Here is a 16668-nt window from a genome sequence, read left to right on the forward strand (position 1 = left end):
AGCTAGTACTGCATTGCGTAATTAATTGTGAATAAAATGCCTGATATCTACGTCAGAGGCGTGTCTGCAAAGCGACGGCGTAGTGGACCCTACGACTAGCTTTGTAGGCGCGGTTCTGGCGTAGATAGCGGGTGTTTTATCACAGTTAATTACGCAACGCAGTACTAGAACCATTATAATCAATATCGTTGGGAAAAGCAACGCAGGATTCGTCAGCTTTACACACTTTTTACCAAAAGTTTACAGAATTCATAAAAAGCGTTGAAAAGACATTCCGGTCTATGATATCATTAGAGATGCGCGCGGCGGAGGGAATCCATGCGGGTATGAAGCCGGCGCTTAAAAAAGAAAATGAATGCAGTTGAAAAAGGGGTTACAAGGAGGTAACTATGTCTGTCAATGACATATCAAGTCTGTTCAGTTTTATCGGTGGACTGGGGATGTTCCTGTATGGCATGAACATCATGGCCGACGGTATGCAGAAGACCGCCGGAAGTAAGATGAGCCAGTTTTTGGGAATGTTAACGAACAATCGTCTGATGGCGGTCCTTTTGGGTGCGCTGATCACGGCAATTATTCAGAGCAGCGGTGCTACGACGGTTATGGTAGTCGGTTTTGTAAGTGCCGGGGTCCTGAATCTGACACAGGCGGTAGGCGTGATCATGGGTGCCAATATCGGTACGACGATTACGGCCTGGATTGTATCTATGAACCAGCTGGGAGATGCGTTTGCCGTATTCCAGCCGGCATTTTTTGCTCCGCTGTTGATCGGGATCGGAGCGATTTTCATGTTATTTGGTAAAAAACAGAGGATGAAAACGGCGGGAGAGATTCTGGTCGGCCTTGGTCTTCTGTTCATTGGTCTTGATTTTATGTCGAGTTCCATATCGCCATACACCGACGCGCCTGTTTTCTCTGAGGCATTCCGCCTGCTGGGAAGCAATCCATTGCTGGGAATGATCATCGGTGCTCTGGTTACGGCTCTTCTTCAGAGCTCCTCCGCCTCAGTCGGTATCTTACAGACTCTGGCGATGAACGGTGTGGTAACGACGAACGCGGCGATTTTCATCACGCTGGGCCAGAATATCGGTTCCTGTGTGACCGCCATGATATCCAGTATCGGCGGGTCCAGAACCGCAAAGAGAGCGGCCGTCATCCACCTGACATTTAATGTGATGGGCGCTGTGATATTCGGAGTGATTTCGTTTATCCTGTTTTCCCTTCATCCGGTCCTTGCGGCCCATAACATTACATCTGTGCAGATATCGATTTTCCATACGATCTTTAACCTGACGAACACGGCGCTTCTGTTTCCGTTTGCCAATCAGCTGGTGAAACTCTCCGGAGTCTTCGTTCCGGAGGATAAGAAGGAACCGGCCGTCACTGACGAAGAGTCCGAGACGATGAAGCATCTGGATGAGAGAATATTCGAATCTCCTGCATTTGCCGTGGAGACGGCGGCCATGGAAGTGGTTCATATGGGACAGATCACCATGGAGAATGTCAGACGGGCCATGGACGCAGTTCTGACTAAGAATGCAAATGAAGTCGAAGACGTGTATAAAACGGAGCAGACCATCAATAATATGGAGAAGATGCTGACCGAATATCTCGTCAAGGTCAACAACCTGTCGCTGACGGAAAGACAGAAGCTGGTTGTGAATGACTTGTTCTACAGCATCAATGACATTGAGCGTGTGGGAGACCACGCAGAAAACCTGGCCGAGCAGGCGGAATACATGGTTCAGCATAATATCAGTTTTTCAGAAACAGGAGAGTCGGACCTTCATGTTATTTGTGAGACCGCTTTTAACTCGTTCAAGCACTCCATCAACGCCCGGCAGAAGGGGGACATGGACGACGTCAGAAAGGTAAGCCAGTACGAGGATGAGGTGGATACGCTGGAGGAAGAGCTGAGGGAGAAGCACATCGAGCGGCTGTCTGCCGGTAAATGTGACCCTTCGGCAGGGGTGGTATTCCTGGATCTTATCAGCAATCTGGAACGTATTTCTGATCACGCATACAATCTTGCCGGTTACGTGAAGGACGAGATGTAGAAAATGTTAAAAAAGTAACAAAATCCCAAAAATGAAAAAAAGGACTTGCTATTTAATGGATTATTAGGTAAAATAATGGGTAGTTGATTTTATTTTAACAAAATCACAAGAAATCCACTCTTCATTACAGATGGTGGATATGTGAATTAAAAGGTACAATCAAATTAATTTTATTCTTAGGAGGAATTGAATTATGGCAGTAAAAGTAGCGATTAACGGTTTTGGTCGTATCGGTCGTCTTGCATTCAGACAGATGTTTGGTGCAGAAGGTTATGATGTAGTAGCTATCAACGATTTAACAGATCCGAAGATGTTAGCTCATTTATTAAAATATGACACCGCTCAGGGTGGATACACAGGACGTATCGGTGAAGGCCTTCACACAGTAGAAGCTGGAGAGGACTCCATTACTGTAGACGGCAAGACCATCAAGATTTACGCAGAAAAAGATGCTGCTAATCTTCCTTGGGGAGAAATTGGCGTAGATGTAGTATTAGAGTGTACAGGCTTCTACTGCTCTAAAGATAAATCTCAGGCACACATCAATGCAGGCGCTAAGAAAGTTGTTATCTCCGCACCAGCAGGCAGCGATCTGCCAACCATCGTTTACAGCGTAAACGAGAAGGAATTAACTGCAGATGACACCATCATCTCCGCAGCTTCCTGTACAACAAACTGCTTAGCTCCTATGGCTAAGGCTCTGAACGATTACGCTCCAATCCAGTCCGGTATCATGAGCACAATCCACGCTTACACAGGCGATCAGATGATCCTTGACGGACCGCACAGAAAAGGCGATTTAAGAAGAGCAAGAGCTGGCGCTGCCAACATCGTTCCGAACTCCACAGGCGCTGCAAAAGCAATCGGCCTTGTTATTCCGGAATTAAACGGCAAGTTAATCGGTTCCGCTCAGCGTGTTCCGGTTCCGACAGGTTCCACAACAATCTTAGTTGCTGTAGTTAAGGGCAAAGACGTTACAAAAGAAGGTATCAACGCAGCTATGAAGGCAGCAGCTTCCGAGTCCTTCGGCTACGAAGAAGATCCGATCGTTTCTTCTGACGTTATCGGCATGAGATTCGGTTCTCTGTTTGATGCTACTCAGACCATGGTTTCCAGCCTTGGTGATGACTTATATCAGGTACAGGTTGTTTCCTGGTATGACAACGAGAACTCCTATACAAGCCAGATGGTTCGTACAATTAAGTACTTCGCTGAATTAGGCTAATTATTAAAGATCCATGGAGGGTCCGGTCGTTTGGACCGGACCCTTTTATCGTTCAAAGGAAGGGGCGCTCCGGCGTGTCCTTTCTCTTATAAAACAGGTTCGTATTCTGTATCCATAACCATTTCGTTATGAATACAGCATCAAGTAGCGAAAATATGGAAAGGAGCATGAAAATATGCTTAACAAGAAAACAGTTGATGATTTAACCGGATTACAGGGAAAGAAAGTGCTCGTAAGATGTGACTTTAACGTTCCGTTAAAGGAAGGTGTGATTCAGAACTACAACCGTATCGACGGTGCGATTCCAACCATTAAGAAATTACTCGATCAGGGTGCAAAAGTGATCCTTTGCTCTCATTTAGGAAAGCCGAAGGGAGAGCCGCTTCCAGAGCTGTCCTTAGCTCCGGTAGCTCCGGCACTGAGCGAGAGACTTGGCGTAGAAGTAAAATTCGTGGATGATCCGAAGGTAACAGGACCGGAGACACAGAAGGTTGCTGCCGAATTAAAGGATGGCGAAGTTTTATTACTTCAGAATACCCGTTACAGAATCGAAGAGACAAAGTACGGAAAAGATGAGAACGCCGAAAGCTATGCGAAAGAACTGGCTGATCTCTGCGACGGTATCTTTGTAAACGACGCGTTCGGTACGGCCCACAGAGCTCACTGCTCCAACGTAGGCGTTACAAAATACACCAATACCAATGTAGTTGGATACTTAATGGAAAAGGAAATCAAGTTCTTAGGACAGGCCGTTGAGAATCCGGTTCGTCCGTTCGTTGCTATCTTAGGCGGAGCGAAGGTTTCCGATAAGATTAACGTAATCAACAACCTGCTTGACAAGGTAGATACCCTGATCATCGGCGGCGGTATGGCTTATACATTTGAGAAGGCACAGGGCGAGGAGATCGGCAATTCCTTATGTGAGGAAGACAAGCTGGATTACGCTCTGGAGATGATCAAGAAGGCCGAAGAAAAAGGCGTGAAGTTATTACTTCCGGTTGACCATGTAGAAGGTAAGGAATTCTCCAACGATACAGAACGCAAGGTCGTTGATGTGATCGATGCCGGCTGGTCAGGATTCGATATCGGACCGAAGACCATCGCTCTTTACAAGGCTGCTCTGGAAGGCGCTAAGACTGTTGTATGGAACGGACCGATGGGCGTATTCGAATTCTCCAACTTTGCGGAAGGTACTCTGGAAGTATGCCGCGCCGTTGCTGATTTACAGGACGCAACAACCGTAATCGGCGGCGGAGATTCCGTAAACGCTGTGAAGAGACTTGGCTTCGCTGACAAGATGACTCATATCTCCACAGGCGGCGGTGCATCCTTAGAGTTCCTGGAAGGCAAAGAGCTGCCAGGCGTAGCTGCTGCAGATAATAAATAAGTAAGTAAGAGGAGAATAAGATAAAATGGCAAGGAAAAAAATTATTGCTGGTAACTGGAAGATGAACATGACACCAACAGAGGCTGTAGAGCTGGTTAATACCTTAAAGCCGCTGGTTGTTAATGAGGATGTAGATGTAGTATTCTGTGTACCGGCCATTGATATCATTCCGGTTATGGAAGCAGCAAAGGGAACCAACATCTTCGTTGGTGCCGAGAATATGTACTATGAGGACAAGGGCGCCTACACCGGCGAGATTTCCCCTGCCATGTTAGTGGATGCTGGCGTTAAATACGTAGTAATCGGCCATTCTGAGAGAAGAGAGTACTTCGCTGAGAGTGACGAGACTGTAAATAAAAAGGTCTTAAAGGCATTCGAATACGGCATGACTCCGATCGTATGCTGCGGAGAGTCCTTAACTCAGAGAGAGCAGGGAATCACCATCGACTGGATCCGTCAGCAGATCAAGATCGCCTTCTTAAACGTACCGGCAGACAAGGCTGCAGAAGCTGTTATCGCTTATGAGCCGATCTGGGCAATCGGTACCGGCAAGGTCGCTACGACTGAGCAGGCTCAGGAAGTATGCGGAGCGATCCGTGCATGCATCGCTGAGATCTATGACGAAGCCACAGCAGAAGCGATCCGTATCCAGTACGGCGGTTCTGTATCCGCTGGAAGCGCACCGGAACTGTTCGCACAGCCGGACATCGACGGCGGCTTAGTAGGCGGAGCTTCCCTGAAGCCAGACTTCGGAAAGATCGTTTGCTATAACAAATAAGTAATGAATAATACAGGATTATGAAGTGTCCTGTAATGAAAAAGGTGGGGACAGTCGCAAACGCGGCTTCTCTGCCTTTTTATTGTTCTGTACATGGCCGGTATTTCGCGAAGCGTACTGCCGGTCGCAGCGTGTGCAGTAACTTTTTATTCCGCTGAAAAGCCCGGTTATGCGCATACGGTTGACAAGTGATGAGAAAAAGTAAATAATAGTAATGAATATACCGATATCAGGGTGCGCAGAATGGGTAAAGGAGGAGGAGTTATGGATACAAAAGAGCCGGGACTGATGCAGAGGAGTATTGAGATCGACATGGAGCAAATCCGTAAGGAACTGAGTGAACAGGAGCTGCTTCCGGGAGCGTACTGCCAGGAATACGAGATATTCAAAGTGATATACCGGTTTGTGGCGCGGAGGCTGAAGCGCACGAATGAGAGCGCCTATATCATCCTGCTGACCCTGACGGACCGGAAGGGAGAACTGCCCTGTCTCGAGAGCAGAAACGGGCAGATGGAGATTTTGAGGGAACTGATCCAGTATTCGATCCGCTGCGGGGATGTCTATACGAAATACAGCAGCTGTCAGTTTCTCATTATGGTGACAGACTTATCCGAGGCGGATGCCGATATGGTTGCGAAGAGAATTGCGGATGCATTTTACCAGAGACTGGGCGAGGGAGCGGACCAGGTGCTGCTGCACCACTGCTATCCCATGAAAGCCGTAGAAGAGCGGCCTTAAACCAGGGGTTATGATAAAAATTTGTCATTCAGCAGTTGCAAGATATCCGCAAATCATGTAGAATATAGAGTTGTGAGAAGATAATTACCATTATATAGAAAAACAAGATAAGGAGATTAAGTTATGAGCAAGAAACCTGTTGTACTTATGATACTTGATGGATATGGACTGAATGATAACTGTGACCATAACGCAGTCTGCGAAGGCAGAACACCGATTATGGACCAGCTGATGAGCCAGTGCCCGTTTGTAAAGGGCAACGCCAGCGGCCTTGCCGTAGGACTTCCGGATGGCCAGATGGGGAATTCCGAGGTTGGCCACTTAAACATGGGTGCCGGCCGTATCGTTTATCAGGAACTGACCAGAATTACAAAATCGATCCAGGACGGAGATTTCTTCGATGTTCCTGAGTTTTTACAGGCTGTAGAGAACTGCAGGAAGAATGATTCTGCCCTTCATTTATGGGGACTTGTCTCCGACGGAGGCGTTCACAGCCACAATACCCATATTTACGGACTCCTGGAACTTGCCAGGAGAAATGGCCTCGACAAGGTTTACGTACACTGCTTCTTAGACGGCCGTGACACACCGCCAGCTTCCGGCAAGGGCTATGTGGAAGAGCTGGAAGCGAAGATGAAGGAAATCGGAGTGGGCAAAGTAGCCTCTGTGATGGGCCGTTATTATGCGATGGACCGTGACAACCGCTGGGATCGTGTGGAGCGCGCTTACAACGCCCTGACCAGGGGAGAAGGCGGTACTGCTGCCAGCGCTCCGGCAGGAATTCAGGCTTCTTATGACGCGGAAGTGAACGACGAGTTCGTGGAGCCGTTTGTCGTAGTGGAAGATGGAAAACCGGTTGCTACCGTAAAAGATAACGATTCCGTTATTTTCTTCAATTTCCGTCCCGACCGTGCAAGAGAGATCACGAGAGCGTTCTGTGATGACGATTTCAAGGGATTTGCCAGAGACAGACGTCTGAACTTAACGTATGTATGCTTTACCGATTACGATGACACTATTGCAAATAAGCTGGTTGCATTTAAGAAGGAAGCCATTGCGAATACCTTTGGCCAGTTCCTTGCAGACCACGACATGACCCAGGCCAGAATCGCCGAGACAGAGAAGTACGCACATGTGACATTCTTCTTTAACGGCGGTGTCGAGGAGCCGAATAAGGGTGAGGACAGAATTCTGGTTCCGTCTCCGAAGGTGGCTACCTACGACCTTCAGCCTGAGATGAGCGCCCCGGCTGTTTGTGACAAGCTGGTGGAAGCGATCAAATCCGGAAAATACGACGTTGTCATCATCAACTTCGCGAACCCGGATATGGTTGGCCATACGGGAATTGAGGATGCTGCGATCAAGGCGATCGAGACCGTAGACGCCTGTGTGGGAAGAGCTGTAGACGCAGTCAAGGAGATGGACGGCGTACTGTTCATCTGCGCTGACCACGGAAATGCAGAGCAGCTGGTAGATTACGAGACAGGAACACCGTTCACCGCTCATACCACGAATCCGGTTCCGTTCATTCTTGTAAACGCAGATCCGTCCTATAAGCTGCGGGAAGGCGGCTGCCTGGCAGACATCGCTCCGACATTAATTGAGTTAATGGGCATGGAACAGCCGAAAGAGATGACTGGAAAGTCATTATTAGTGAAGTAAGATACTGGAAAAATCCTGTAAAAATGGCAAAAATATAAAAGAAAAGTCATGATATGATCTAAAACATAAAAAAATAGTTATGAAAAGTCGAAAAAGGCCGCATATTTGAACCTTAGGAACCGCAGTGATTACCGACGGGGAAGAGGGGACAGAGTGACGGCCTTTTTCCAGCATCCGTGGGAACGAATGGTGGTTGTTCGTCTAACTGGCGGATGATATAATATGGGAAGAAAACAAGAGAAAGGGGAATTACCATGTTGGATCAAAAAGTTGCAGAACTTATTAATGTGCAGGTGAATAAGGAATTTTACTCGGCGTATCTGTATCTCGATTTTGCAAATTACTACCGCGAAGCAGAGCTGAACGGATTTGCAAACTGGTATCAGGTGCAGGCGCAGGAGGAGAGAGACCATGCCATGCTGTTTATTCAGTATCTGCAGAATAACAGCGGCAAAGTGACTCTTGAGGCCATTGATAAGCCCGATAAAAAGTTTGAGGACTACGTCGGTCCGCTGAAGGCAGGTCTGGAGCATGAGGTCTATGTGACCGGACTTATCCATGCGATCTATGATGCGGCATACTCCGTAAAGGATTTCCGCACCATGCAGTTTCTCGACTGGTTTGTGAAGGAGCAGGGCGAGGAAGAGAAGAATGCAGAGAATCTGGTGAAACGTTTCGAGCTCTTTGGCCATGATCCGAAGGGGTTATACATGCTGGATTCTGAGATGGCGGCCCGCGTATACACCGCTCCGTCCCTGGTGCTGTAATGGGAAAGAATGAATATCTCTGTCCGTGCCTGAAGATCACAAAAAAGGATATCAAGGAGGCGATCGCGGGCGGCGCGGATTCCTTTAAGAAAGTGAAAAAGAAGACGGGAGTTTCCCTGAAATGCGGCCATTGTGAGTGCCGGGTGAAGAAGTATGCGAAAAAGCAGTTGAAGAAACAGAGTGAGAAAAAGGCCTGAGCTTAACCAGCAGACAGAGCCGCTTGACAAGCGCAGCAAAGAAATCTATACTAAAAGTGCAAGGGTTTCTAAACAACTCCCTTAGCACTAAAGGAAAGATGAATATGAGAAAACCACTTATTATTCAAACAGATTTTGGCACTGCGGACGGAGCTGTCTGCGCGATGTATGGAGTATCCTATGGGGTAGACCCGGAACTTCGGATTACGGACTTGACACACGATATTCCCCAGTATGATATCTGGGAAGCATCCTACCGGCTGATACAGACGGTAAACTACTGGCCGGAGGGCTCGGTATTTGTCAGCGTTGTGGATCCGGGAGTGGGATCGACGAGACGAAGCATTGTGGCGAAGACCACCACGGGACAGTACATAGTGACACCTGACAATGGAACACTGACCCATGTGAAGCGGATGTGCGGAATCACGGAAGCACGTATCATCGATGAGAATGTGAACCGTCTGCCGGGATCGGGAGAGAGTTATACGTTCCATGGCCGTGACATTTACGCTTATACCGGAGCGAGGCTGGCTGCCGGTGTCATCACCTTCGAGGGAGTGGGCCCTTCCGTGGAAGCGGAAAGCGTCATCGAACTTCCTGTTGTGGAAGCGGCTTATAACGGAGACAGAGTGAGCGGTACCATCGATGTGCTCGACGTCAGATTCGGAAGCCTGTGGACCAATATCTCCAGAGACCTGTTTTTAAAGATTGGTGTAAAACACGGACAGCGTGTGGAAATCAGTATTGAGAATGAGACGAGAACCCTGTACAAGAATATTCTGGTTTATGCAAAGAGCTTTGCCGACGTTTATGTAGGCGAACCGCTCATCTATGTGAACAGCCTAGACTGCATGGCGGTTGCCATCAATCAGGGCAGCTTTGCAAAGGCCTATAACATTGGAACAGGGAATAAGTGGCAGATTACGATGCGTAAGGCGCCTAAGATTATATACGAAGACTAAACATTTTATCTGATTTAACAGATAAAGGATGAAAAAGTGAATAGACATTGAAGACGGCTGTCCCGCCGCTCCGGAAGAAGGAGCGGCGGGACAGCCGTCTTTATCGCGCTAAGGAAGTATGGCCGCTGAAGCGACCGCGCTCCGGCGCGAGAGTCCGGCGGGCCGGAGTCTTTGCTCTTGCTTTTTTGTCTTATGATCGTCCGGTCAGATGGTAATCGCGTATTTTATGACATGATCGGCCTGCTTTTCAAATATCTCGTAAGCCTCCAGGATATGGGCTAAATCCGTCCGGTGTGTGATGAGGCAGCCGGTATCCAGCTTTCCTTCCTCAATCAGCTTCAAAATTTCACTGCAGGAATTGGCATCGACGCCTCCTGTCTTGAAAATCAGATTTTTCCCATACATAGAAGGCAGAGGGAGTACCTGCGGTTCCTCATAGAGTGCGACGACGCAGACAACCGCGTTGGGACGGGCGATCTGCCAGGCCATCTGGAAGGTGTCCTTCCCTCCGGCCACCTCGAGAACGGAGTCGGCGCCCCGGCCGGATGTGAGTTCCAGCACTCTCTCCAGGACATTTTCATAGCGCGGGTTTAAGGTGTAATCGGCAAGACCGCGGCGTTTGGCAAGCTCCAGGCGCTCCTGGGAGGTATCGATGGCGATCAGCTTCCCCGGATGATAGAGGCGGGCACACATCATGGTGCATAAGCCGGTAGGGCCGGCTCCGATGACGGCCGCCGTGCCGCCCTCCCCGATTTCCGCAAGCCCCGCGCCCCAGTAGCCGGTGGATAGGATGTCCCCCGTAAAAAGGGCGGCTTCATCGGTCACAGAATCGGGAATCGGCGTGAGGCCGTTGTCCGCAAATGGAATGCGGACATACTCCGACTGACCTCCGTCGATCCGGCAGCCGAGAGCCCAGCCGCCATGCTCATCAGTACAGTTATTGACATAGCCGCGCTGGCAGTAAAAGCACTCCCCGCAGAAGGTCTCCACATTGACGGCAACCCTGTCGCCGGGTTTTACCCGTGTCACCTCACTTCCGGCCTCTTCCACGATCCCCACAAATTCATGGCCCAGTATGGTGCCCGGAACGGCCCTGGGAACTGCGCCGTGCAGGATATGGATATCGCTGGAGCAGATGGTTGTGAGCGTAACTCTCACGACGGCATCCCTGGGGGTCATGATATGTGGGATTGGCCGTTCCTCTAAACGCAGGATTCCACTGCCTTCGTAGACGACGGCCTTCATGGTTTCCTTACGGGGAAGGTTTTGTGATGTATGGTTCTGTGATGTATGGTTCTGTGATACCTGATTTTGTGACATAAGCTTCTCCTCTCCATACTTTAAAAGCGGTAAAAATACCTCTTACTATACTCTGTATAATAGTCTAGTCAATGGCCTCCCAATTGTCAATGCGCATGCCTCGAAAAATATCCGGAAGTGTAACAGTTCAGTCTCTGCTGCGAGCTGCCGCTGTCTGGCCCGGTGTTTTCGCTTCCCGGACCTTTTCTGTTCCGGTTTCGGGCATAAGCATTTCTAAACGTGCAGGATTTTTCTAAAAACCAGTGAAAATCCCCAAACTCGCTGCGCTCAAACAGGTGGGGATTTCCCCTGAACGAAAAATTCTGCGCGTTAAGAACTGCTAATGCCCTGCAAAGTCACAGAAAAGGTCCGGGAAGCGAAAACGCCGGGCCAGACAGCGGCAGCTCGCAGCAGAGGCTGAACTGTTATCCGAAAGCATATCCGAAAGACTGAACAAAAACTATTTGATTTTACCTGTAAACTTTGTAGAAATGTGTTGACAGAAGGGAATCTCTGTACTAAACTTAACTTGTTGAACAAGTTGGAAGGGAGGTGCCTATGGTTAAGAGATGTACCGGGGAAGATGAGAGCCGGCTGCTGGATTTTTTGCAGAATGATGCGGTCTATCACACATTTCTGCTGGCAGATATCGGCAATTACGGATTCGATCAGGAGTTTCAGACCGTATACGCGGGGCTGGAAGAAGACCGGATTACTCATGTTTATCTGAAGTTTTACGGGAACTTAATTGTGGCAGGGGAGGCAGGGAACATCGACGGGGAGTTTTTAAGAACACTCACCGAAGAATGGAAGCCGGATGTGATCATGGGAAAGGCGGAGCTGACGAAAGCGGCCGGCAGATGGATTCCTGGATATGAGCTGGCGGAGAAGAACCTCTATCTCCTGGAGGACAGTGCGCACCTCATCGGCGAGGCCGGACTGCCGGAGGGCGTGACCATGAAAAAGGGCATGCCGGGAGACGAGGATAAGATTCATGCATTTCTCATGACGATTCCGGAGATACGCGCGCTTTATGCTTCAAAAGAGATGATCGCGGACCGGTTAAAGAGCGGAGACGGGACCCACCTCTATCTGGAGCGGAACGGGGAAATGATCGCCCATGTGAACAGCGCGGCGAAGAGCCCGTTTACTGTTATGTTAGGCGGCGCGGCTGTGAAGGAAAAGGAACGAGGAAAGAATTTAGAGGCCCTGCTGGTCAGCCGGATAAGCCGCGATATTCTGGCGGAGGGGAAGAAACCGTGTCTCTTCTGCGACAGAGGGGAAGAACATAATCTATTCGTGCAGATCGGCTTTCAGAAGGCCGGAATCTGGGGAACTCTGACACCCAGGAAGCCGGAAGAGGGAAAGAGCCGGCTGCCATCCTACATACTGGTTTATAACCGGCTGTTTCAGGATTTAATGGATGGCGTCTATGAGAAGGACAGCCTTCTTCCCAGTGAAAATGTGCTGGCGGCGGCCTACAAGGTGAGCCGGAACACGCTGAGACAGGCGCTGACCATCCTGACACAGGACGGATTTATCTATAAACGGCAGGGAAAGGGAACCTTCGTATCCTACGACTGCCGCAGAAATGAAAAGAAGAACCTGTATAATTTTTTGAGAGAGTGTGCCAAGGAACCGGTGAGCCGGGTGACTATGGATTACAATATCGGACTTCCGACGAATATTGCAAAACAGAAGCTAAAGCTTAAGGACGGCGACGAAGTCCTGGCGAGCAATAACGTATACTGGGGCGAAGAAGGTCCCATCGGCCAGTCCTTTCTGCAGATTCCCATGGAGGTGATCATGGGGAGCGGCATAGACGAAAAGGAACCCGACGAGGAACAGCTTCTTCATTTTATGGACAGTTTGATTTATCAGAAGGCGGTGAAAGCCCACATGACCATTCAGGTGGTGGCCGCCGATGAACAGGTGATCTCCTATATGGATATACCGGAGGGAACTGTGCTTCTTCATATGGAACAGATTTTATACGGGCCGGATTATACACCTGCCGCCCGGATTAAATATTATTTCATTCCTGACAAATATCAGGTTGACTGTCAGCTGCAGGCGTAACCGCCGAATGCTCATAACTAGGAGGCATATATGGATACGAATAAGAAACCAATTATTCAGTTCAATTCATTCCAGTTTCACTATTTCAGCCAGGCGGAACCGACCCTTCATGATATTAATTTAACGATCTGTGAAGGGGAAAAGGTTCTCATCGTCGGCCCCAGCGGAAGCGGTAAGAGCACCCTGGGAAACTGTTTAAACGGTCTGATCCCTTTTGCCTATAAGGGGGAGATTGAAGGAAGCCTTAAAATCAACGGCAGGGAGACGAGGGAGATGAATATCTTCGAGCTGTCGAAAATGGTGGGCACCGTGCTTCAGGACGCGGATGGCCAGTTCATCGGACTGACGGTGGGCGAGGACATCGCGTTTGCACTGGAAAACGACTGTGTGGACCAGGGTAAGATGAAGGAAGCCGTCCAGAAGGTGGCGGACATGGTGGACATGGGAAATCTTTTGAAATCTTCTCCTTTCGAGCTGTCCGGGGGACAGAAGCAGAGAGTATCCTTCGCAGGCGTCATGGTTGATGACGTGGATATCCTGCTCTTTGACGAGCCGCTGGCCAATTTAGACCCGGCCACGGGAAAGACGGCCATCGATCTGATCGATCATGTGTGGAAGGAACTGGGAAAGACGGTTGTGATTATCGAGCACCGTCTGGAGGATGTGCTTTACCGCGATGTGGACCGGATCGTGGTGGTGAATGACGGTCGGATTGCAGCAGATATGTCGCCGGACGAGCTGATCGCGGCGGACATCCTTCCGGGAATGGGAATCCGGGAGCCCCTCTATGCCACCGCGCTGAAGTATGCGGGAGTCAGGGTGACGCCGGAGATGCGCCCCGGCCGTATGGAGACGCTGCGGATTGACTTGGTAAAGGAGGCGGTGCAGAAATGGGCGCTGAGCCGTGTGCCGGACCGGGAAGTGAATAACAGGCCCGATATTCTGGCGGCGGAACATTTAAGCTTCCAGTATACGAAGAAACGGAGAATTCTGAAGGACATCAATTTCCACATCAGGGAAGGGGAGATGGTCAGCATCGTGGGAACCAACGGCGCGGGCAAGAGCACCCTGGCCAAGGTAATCTGCGGATTTGTCACAGAGGACGAGGGACGTCTTCTGTACGAGGGCGAAGATTTGAAGGGGAAGACGATCAAGGAACGTTCTCGGATGATCGGTTTCGTGATGCAGAATCCCAATCAGATGATCTGTAAGCCCATGATTTACGATGAAGTGGCGCTTGGACTGAGAATTCGGGGGGTAGATGAGGCGGAGACGGAAAAACGTGTGGAAAAAGCGCTGAAGATCTGCGGCCTGGCTCCATTTAAGAAATGGCCCATCTCCGCGCTGAGCTTTGGCCAGAAGAAGCGCGTTACCATTGCCTCCGCGCTGGTTCTGGATCCGAAGATCCTGATTCTGGATGAGCCCACGGCGGGCCAGGATTTCCACCACTATACGGAGATCATGGAATTTTTAAAGAGCCTGAACAGCGAGGGGGTCACCATTATCATGATTACCCACGACATGCATCTGATGCTGGAGTATACGCCTCACGCCATTGTGATCTCCGACGGGCAGAAGATCGGAGATGCAACCTCGGCGGAGATACTGACCAATGAGACGATAACGGAGCAGGCGAACTTAAAGATCACCTCCCTCTATGAGCTGGCCGTGGCATGCGGGGTGGAGAATCCGGAGGGCTTCGTCCAGAACTTCATCGATTACGAAAGGGGGCTTCGTCACGCATGAAAAGCAAATTGTTCGACTACATAGACCGGGATAATTTAATCTTTAATTTATCAGGGCTTACGAAGCTGGTATGCTTCATCGGTTTGACCTTCGCGGTCATGTTTTCCTACGATATCCGCTACATCCTGTTTGTTATGGTGCTGTCCGTCATCTTCTTCGCCATGTCGGGCCTGCAGTTTAAACAGATTAAGCTGATGGCGATTTACGTTGTCGTATTTCTTGCCATCAACTTTGTGCTGACCTATATCTTCAGTCCGCAGTACGGAACGGAAATTTACGGAACGACCCACGAGCTGTTTCGGTTCAACAGCCGCTACACGGTGACGGAAGAGCAGCTGCTCTATCAGGTGACCAAGGTGGCCAAATACGCCTCCGTGGTACCTCTGGGAATGATTTTCTTACTGACGACCAACCCCAGTGAGTTTGCGGCCTCCATCAACCGTGTGGGCTGTAATTACAAGGCGGCCTACGCGCTGTCTTTGACGCTTCGGTATTTTCCGGACACTATCCGGAATTACCAGGATATCGCGCTGGCACAGCAGAGCAGAGGACTGGATTTATCCAGGAAGGAAAAGCTCGGAACGAGGGTGAAAAACGTGATGAATATCTGTGTGCCCCTGATCTTTTCCACGCTGGACCGGATAGAGCTGATCAGCAACGCCATGGATTTACGCGGCTTCGGAAAGAAGAAAAATCGGACATGGTACGTGGCAAAGCCATTAAAGACTGTGGACTGGTGCGCGATGGCGGCAGCATTGGCGATTTTCCTGGGATCTCTGGCTATGACATTTTTTGTCAATGGAGGTTCCAGATTCTATAACCCATTCATTTAAACAATCATAAAGGAGAAAAACTATGAAACCAATTTTAGTATTTCAGACAGATTTTACTTACAAAGAAGGCGCAGTCAGCTCCATGTACGGCGTGGTGAAGTGTGTGGACCGTGAGCTGGAGATCATGGATGGTACCCATGAGCTTCCGCAGTATGACACCTGGAGCGCCAGCTACCGCTTATATCAGAGCCTTCAGTTCTGGCCGGAAGGAACCGTTTACGTGTCTGTCGTGGATCCTGGAGTAGGAACGAAGCGCCGCGCCTGTGTGGCAAAGACTGTTGACGGATACTATATCGTAACGCCGGATAATGGTTCTCTGACACATGTAAAGAAGATGATCGGCATCGAAGCGGTGCGTGAGATCGACGAGACAGTAAACCGTCTGAGAGGAAAAGGCACGGAAGGTGTTGCCATCTTCCACGGCCGTGATTTATTCGGCTATACAGCGGCTCGTCTGGCCAGCGGAATCATCGATTTTGAGGGCGTAGGACCGGAGTACCCGGTGGAGGAGATCGTGGAGCACCCGATTCTGGAACCGGAGATTACAGAAGGAAAGGCCTGCGGCGTATTCGAAATCAATGATCCTAACTTTGGAAACTTATGGACGAATATCAGACTGGAAGACTTTAACCGCGCGGGATTTGCTTACGGTGACTATGTCAATGTAACAGTAAAGCATGACGGAGAGGTGGCTTTCCAGCAGAAGGTATTATTCCATCAGAGCTTCGGTTTCGCTGAAAAGGGCGATCCGATGATTTATAACAATGAGCTTATGAAGGTGTCTCTGGCCGTCAGCCAGGGAAGCTTCTGTGACAAGTATAATCTGGGATACGGGCCAGAATGGACGGTTGAGTTTACAAAGTAGAATTTACTTGACAAATTATGGGAATTTGAGTAGTCTTAACTCGTAATCTACCAACCAAAGGAGGGTAATC

General features: G+C 49.5%; 14 protein-coding genes. 13 read left to right on the forward strand and 1 reads right to left on the reverse strand.

All coding sequences use genetic code 11. The features are described 5' to 3' along the window. Positions 1-389: 389 nt before the first annotated feature. From DFR60_RS17400 to DFR60_RS17440, 9 genes are all read left to right on the forward strand, one after another. On the forward strand, positions 390-2057 hold the full coding sequence (locus tag DFR60_RS17400; protein ID WP_002602441.1) for a Na/Pi cotransporter family protein: 1668 nt from the start codon (positions 390-392) through the stop codon (positions 2055-2057). A 193-nt stretch (positions 2058-2250) separates the two neighbouring features. Beyond that, positions 2251-3282 (forward strand): type I glyceraldehyde-3-phosphate dehydrogenase, encoded by a 1032-nt coding sequence (gene gap, locus DFR60_RS17405; protein WP_025530550.1) that lies wholly within the window; start codon positions 2251-2253, stop codon positions 3280-3282. A gap of 175 nt (positions 3283-3457) precedes the next feature. Continuing rightward, positions 3458-4669, forward strand: a complete 1212-nt coding sequence (locus DFR60_RS17410) for a phosphoglycerate kinase (RefSeq protein ID WP_025530551.1) — start codon at positions 3458-3460, stop codon at positions 4667-4669. A gap of 25 nt (positions 4670-4694) precedes the next feature. Continuing rightward, entirely contained in the window at positions 4695-5447 is a 753-nt protein-coding gene (gene tpiA / locus DFR60_RS17415) for a triose-phosphate isomerase (protein ID WP_110324034.1), read from the forward strand. A gap of 264 nt (positions 5448-5711) precedes the next feature. Continuing rightward, the gene (locus DFR60_RS17420; RefSeq protein ID WP_110324035.1) at positions 5712-6185 is read left to right on the forward strand and encodes a hypothetical protein; all 474 of its coding nucleotides are present in this window, start codon (positions 5712-5714) and stop codon (positions 6183-6185) included. A gap of 123 nt (positions 6186-6308) precedes the next feature. Further along, entirely contained in the window at positions 6309-7847 is a 1539-nt protein-coding gene (gene gpmI / locus DFR60_RS17425) for a 2,3-bisphosphoglycerate-independent phosphoglycerate mutase (protein ID WP_110324036.1), read from the forward strand. 254 nt (positions 7848-8101) lie between these two features. Further along, positions 8102-8614, forward strand: a complete 513-nt coding sequence (locus tag DFR60_RS17430) for a ferritin (RefSeq protein ID WP_110324037.1) — start codon at positions 8102-8104, stop codon at positions 8612-8614. Then, a complete protein-coding gene (locus DFR60_RS17435; RefSeq protein ID WP_110324038.1) occupies positions 8614-8811 on the forward strand; it encodes a (2Fe-2S)-binding protein in 198 nt (65 codons plus the stop codon). Before DFR60_RS17430 ends, DFR60_RS17435 begins: the two co-directional genes overlap by 1 nt. Before the next feature lie 104 nt (positions 8812-8915). Further along, complete coding sequence (locus DFR60_RS17440; protein WP_110324039.1) at positions 8916-9776, forward strand: SAM hydrolase/SAM-dependent halogenase family protein; 861 nt, start codon at positions 8916-8918, stop codon at positions 9774-9776. Positions 9777-9980: 204 nt separating this feature from the next. Here the strand turns inward: DFR60_RS17440 and DFR60_RS17445 are convergent, their stop codons facing one another. Continuing rightward, positions 9981-11021 carry an alcohol dehydrogenase gene (locus tag DFR60_RS17445; protein ID WP_432764120.1) on the reverse strand — a complete coding sequence of 347 codons (1041 nt, stop codon included), beginning with the start codon at positions 11019-11021 and terminating at the stop codon, positions 9981-9983. 612 nt (positions 11022-11633) lie between these two features. Here DFR60_RS17445 and DFR60_RS17450 point away from each other — a divergent pair. Genes DFR60_RS17450 through DFR60_RS17465 form a run of 4 tightly spaced genes read left to right on the forward strand, consistent with a single transcriptional unit; the run spans position 11634 to position 16598 of the window. After that, entirely contained in the window at positions 11634-13154 is a 1521-nt protein-coding gene (locus DFR60_RS17450; RefSeq protein ID WP_110324041.1) for a GntR family transcriptional regulator, read from the forward strand. Positions 13155-13184: 30 nt separating this feature from the next. Further along, a complete protein-coding gene (locus DFR60_RS17455) occupies positions 13185-14900 on the forward strand; it encodes an ABC transporter ATP-binding protein (protein ID WP_110324042.1) in 1716 nt (571 codons plus the stop codon). Next, on the forward strand, positions 14897-15733 hold the full coding sequence (locus DFR60_RS17460) for an energy-coupling factor transporter transmembrane component T family protein (protein ID WP_002602453.1): 837 nt from the start codon (positions 14897-14899) through the stop codon (positions 15731-15733). Before DFR60_RS17455 ends, DFR60_RS17460 begins: the two co-directional genes overlap by 4 nt. Before the next feature lie 22 nt (positions 15734-15755). Next, on the forward strand, positions 15756-16598 hold the full coding sequence (locus tag DFR60_RS17465; RefSeq protein WP_002602454.1) for an SAM hydrolase/SAM-dependent halogenase family protein: 843 nt from the start codon (positions 15756-15758) through the stop codon (positions 16596-16598). Positions 16599-16668: the final 70 nt, after the last annotated feature.

It is taken from the genome of Hungatella effluvii (genome assembly GCF_003201875.1).
Classification (GTDB): Bacteria; Bacillota; Clostridia; order Lachnospirales; family Lachnospiraceae; genus Hungatella; species Hungatella effluvii.

Coding starts and splice junctions, on each gene's coding strand:
- DFR60_RS17400 (WP_002602441.1), top strand. CDS start 390: ATGTCTGTCAATGACATATCAAGTCTGTTCAGTTTTATCGGTGGACTG.
- DFR60_RS17445 (WP_432764120.1), bottom strand. CDS start 11,021: ATGAAGGCCGTCGTCTACGAAGGCAGTGGAATCCTGCGTTTAGAGGAA.
- DFR60_RS17410 (WP_025530551.1), top strand. CDS start 3,458: ATGCTTAACAAGAAAACAGTTGATGATTTAACCGGATTACAGGGAAAG.
- DFR60_RS17420 (WP_110324035.1), top strand. CDS start 5,712: ATGGATACAAAAGAGCCGGGACTGATGCAGAGGAGTATTGAGATCGAC.
- DFR60_RS17450 (WP_110324041.1), top strand. CDS start 11,634: ATGGTTAAGAGATGTACCGGGGAAGATGAGAGCCGGCTGCTGGATTTT.
- DFR60_RS17430 (WP_110324037.1), top strand. CDS start 8,102: ATGTTGGATCAAAAAGTTGCAGAACTTATTAATGTGCAGGTGAATAAG.
- tpiA (WP_110324034.1), top strand. CDS start 4,695: ATGGCAAGGAAAAAAATTATTGCTGGTAACTGGAAGATGAACATGACA.
- DFR60_RS17455 (WP_110324042.1), top strand. CDS start 13,185: ATGGATACGAATAAGAAACCAATTATTCAGTTCAATTCATTCCAGTTT.
- gpmI (WP_110324036.1), top strand. CDS start 6,309: ATGAGCAAGAAACCTGTTGTACTTATGATACTTGATGGATATGGACTG.
- DFR60_RS17460 (WP_002602453.1), top strand. CDS start 14,897: ATGAAAAGCAAATTGTTCGACTACATAGACCGGGATAATTTAATCTTT.
- DFR60_RS17435 (WP_110324038.1), top strand. CDS start 8,614: ATGGGAAAGAATGAATATCTCTGTCCGTGCCTGAAGATCACAAAAAAG.
- DFR60_RS17440 (WP_110324039.1), top strand. CDS start 8,916: ATGAGAAAACCACTTATTATTCAAACAGATTTTGGCACTGCGGACGGA.
- DFR60_RS17465 (WP_002602454.1), top strand. CDS start 15,756: ATGAAACCAATTTTAGTATTTCAGACAGATTTTACTTACAAAGAAGGC.
- gap (WP_025530550.1), top strand. CDS start 2,251: ATGGCAGTAAAAGTAGCGATTAACGGTTTTGGTCGTATCGGTCGTCTT.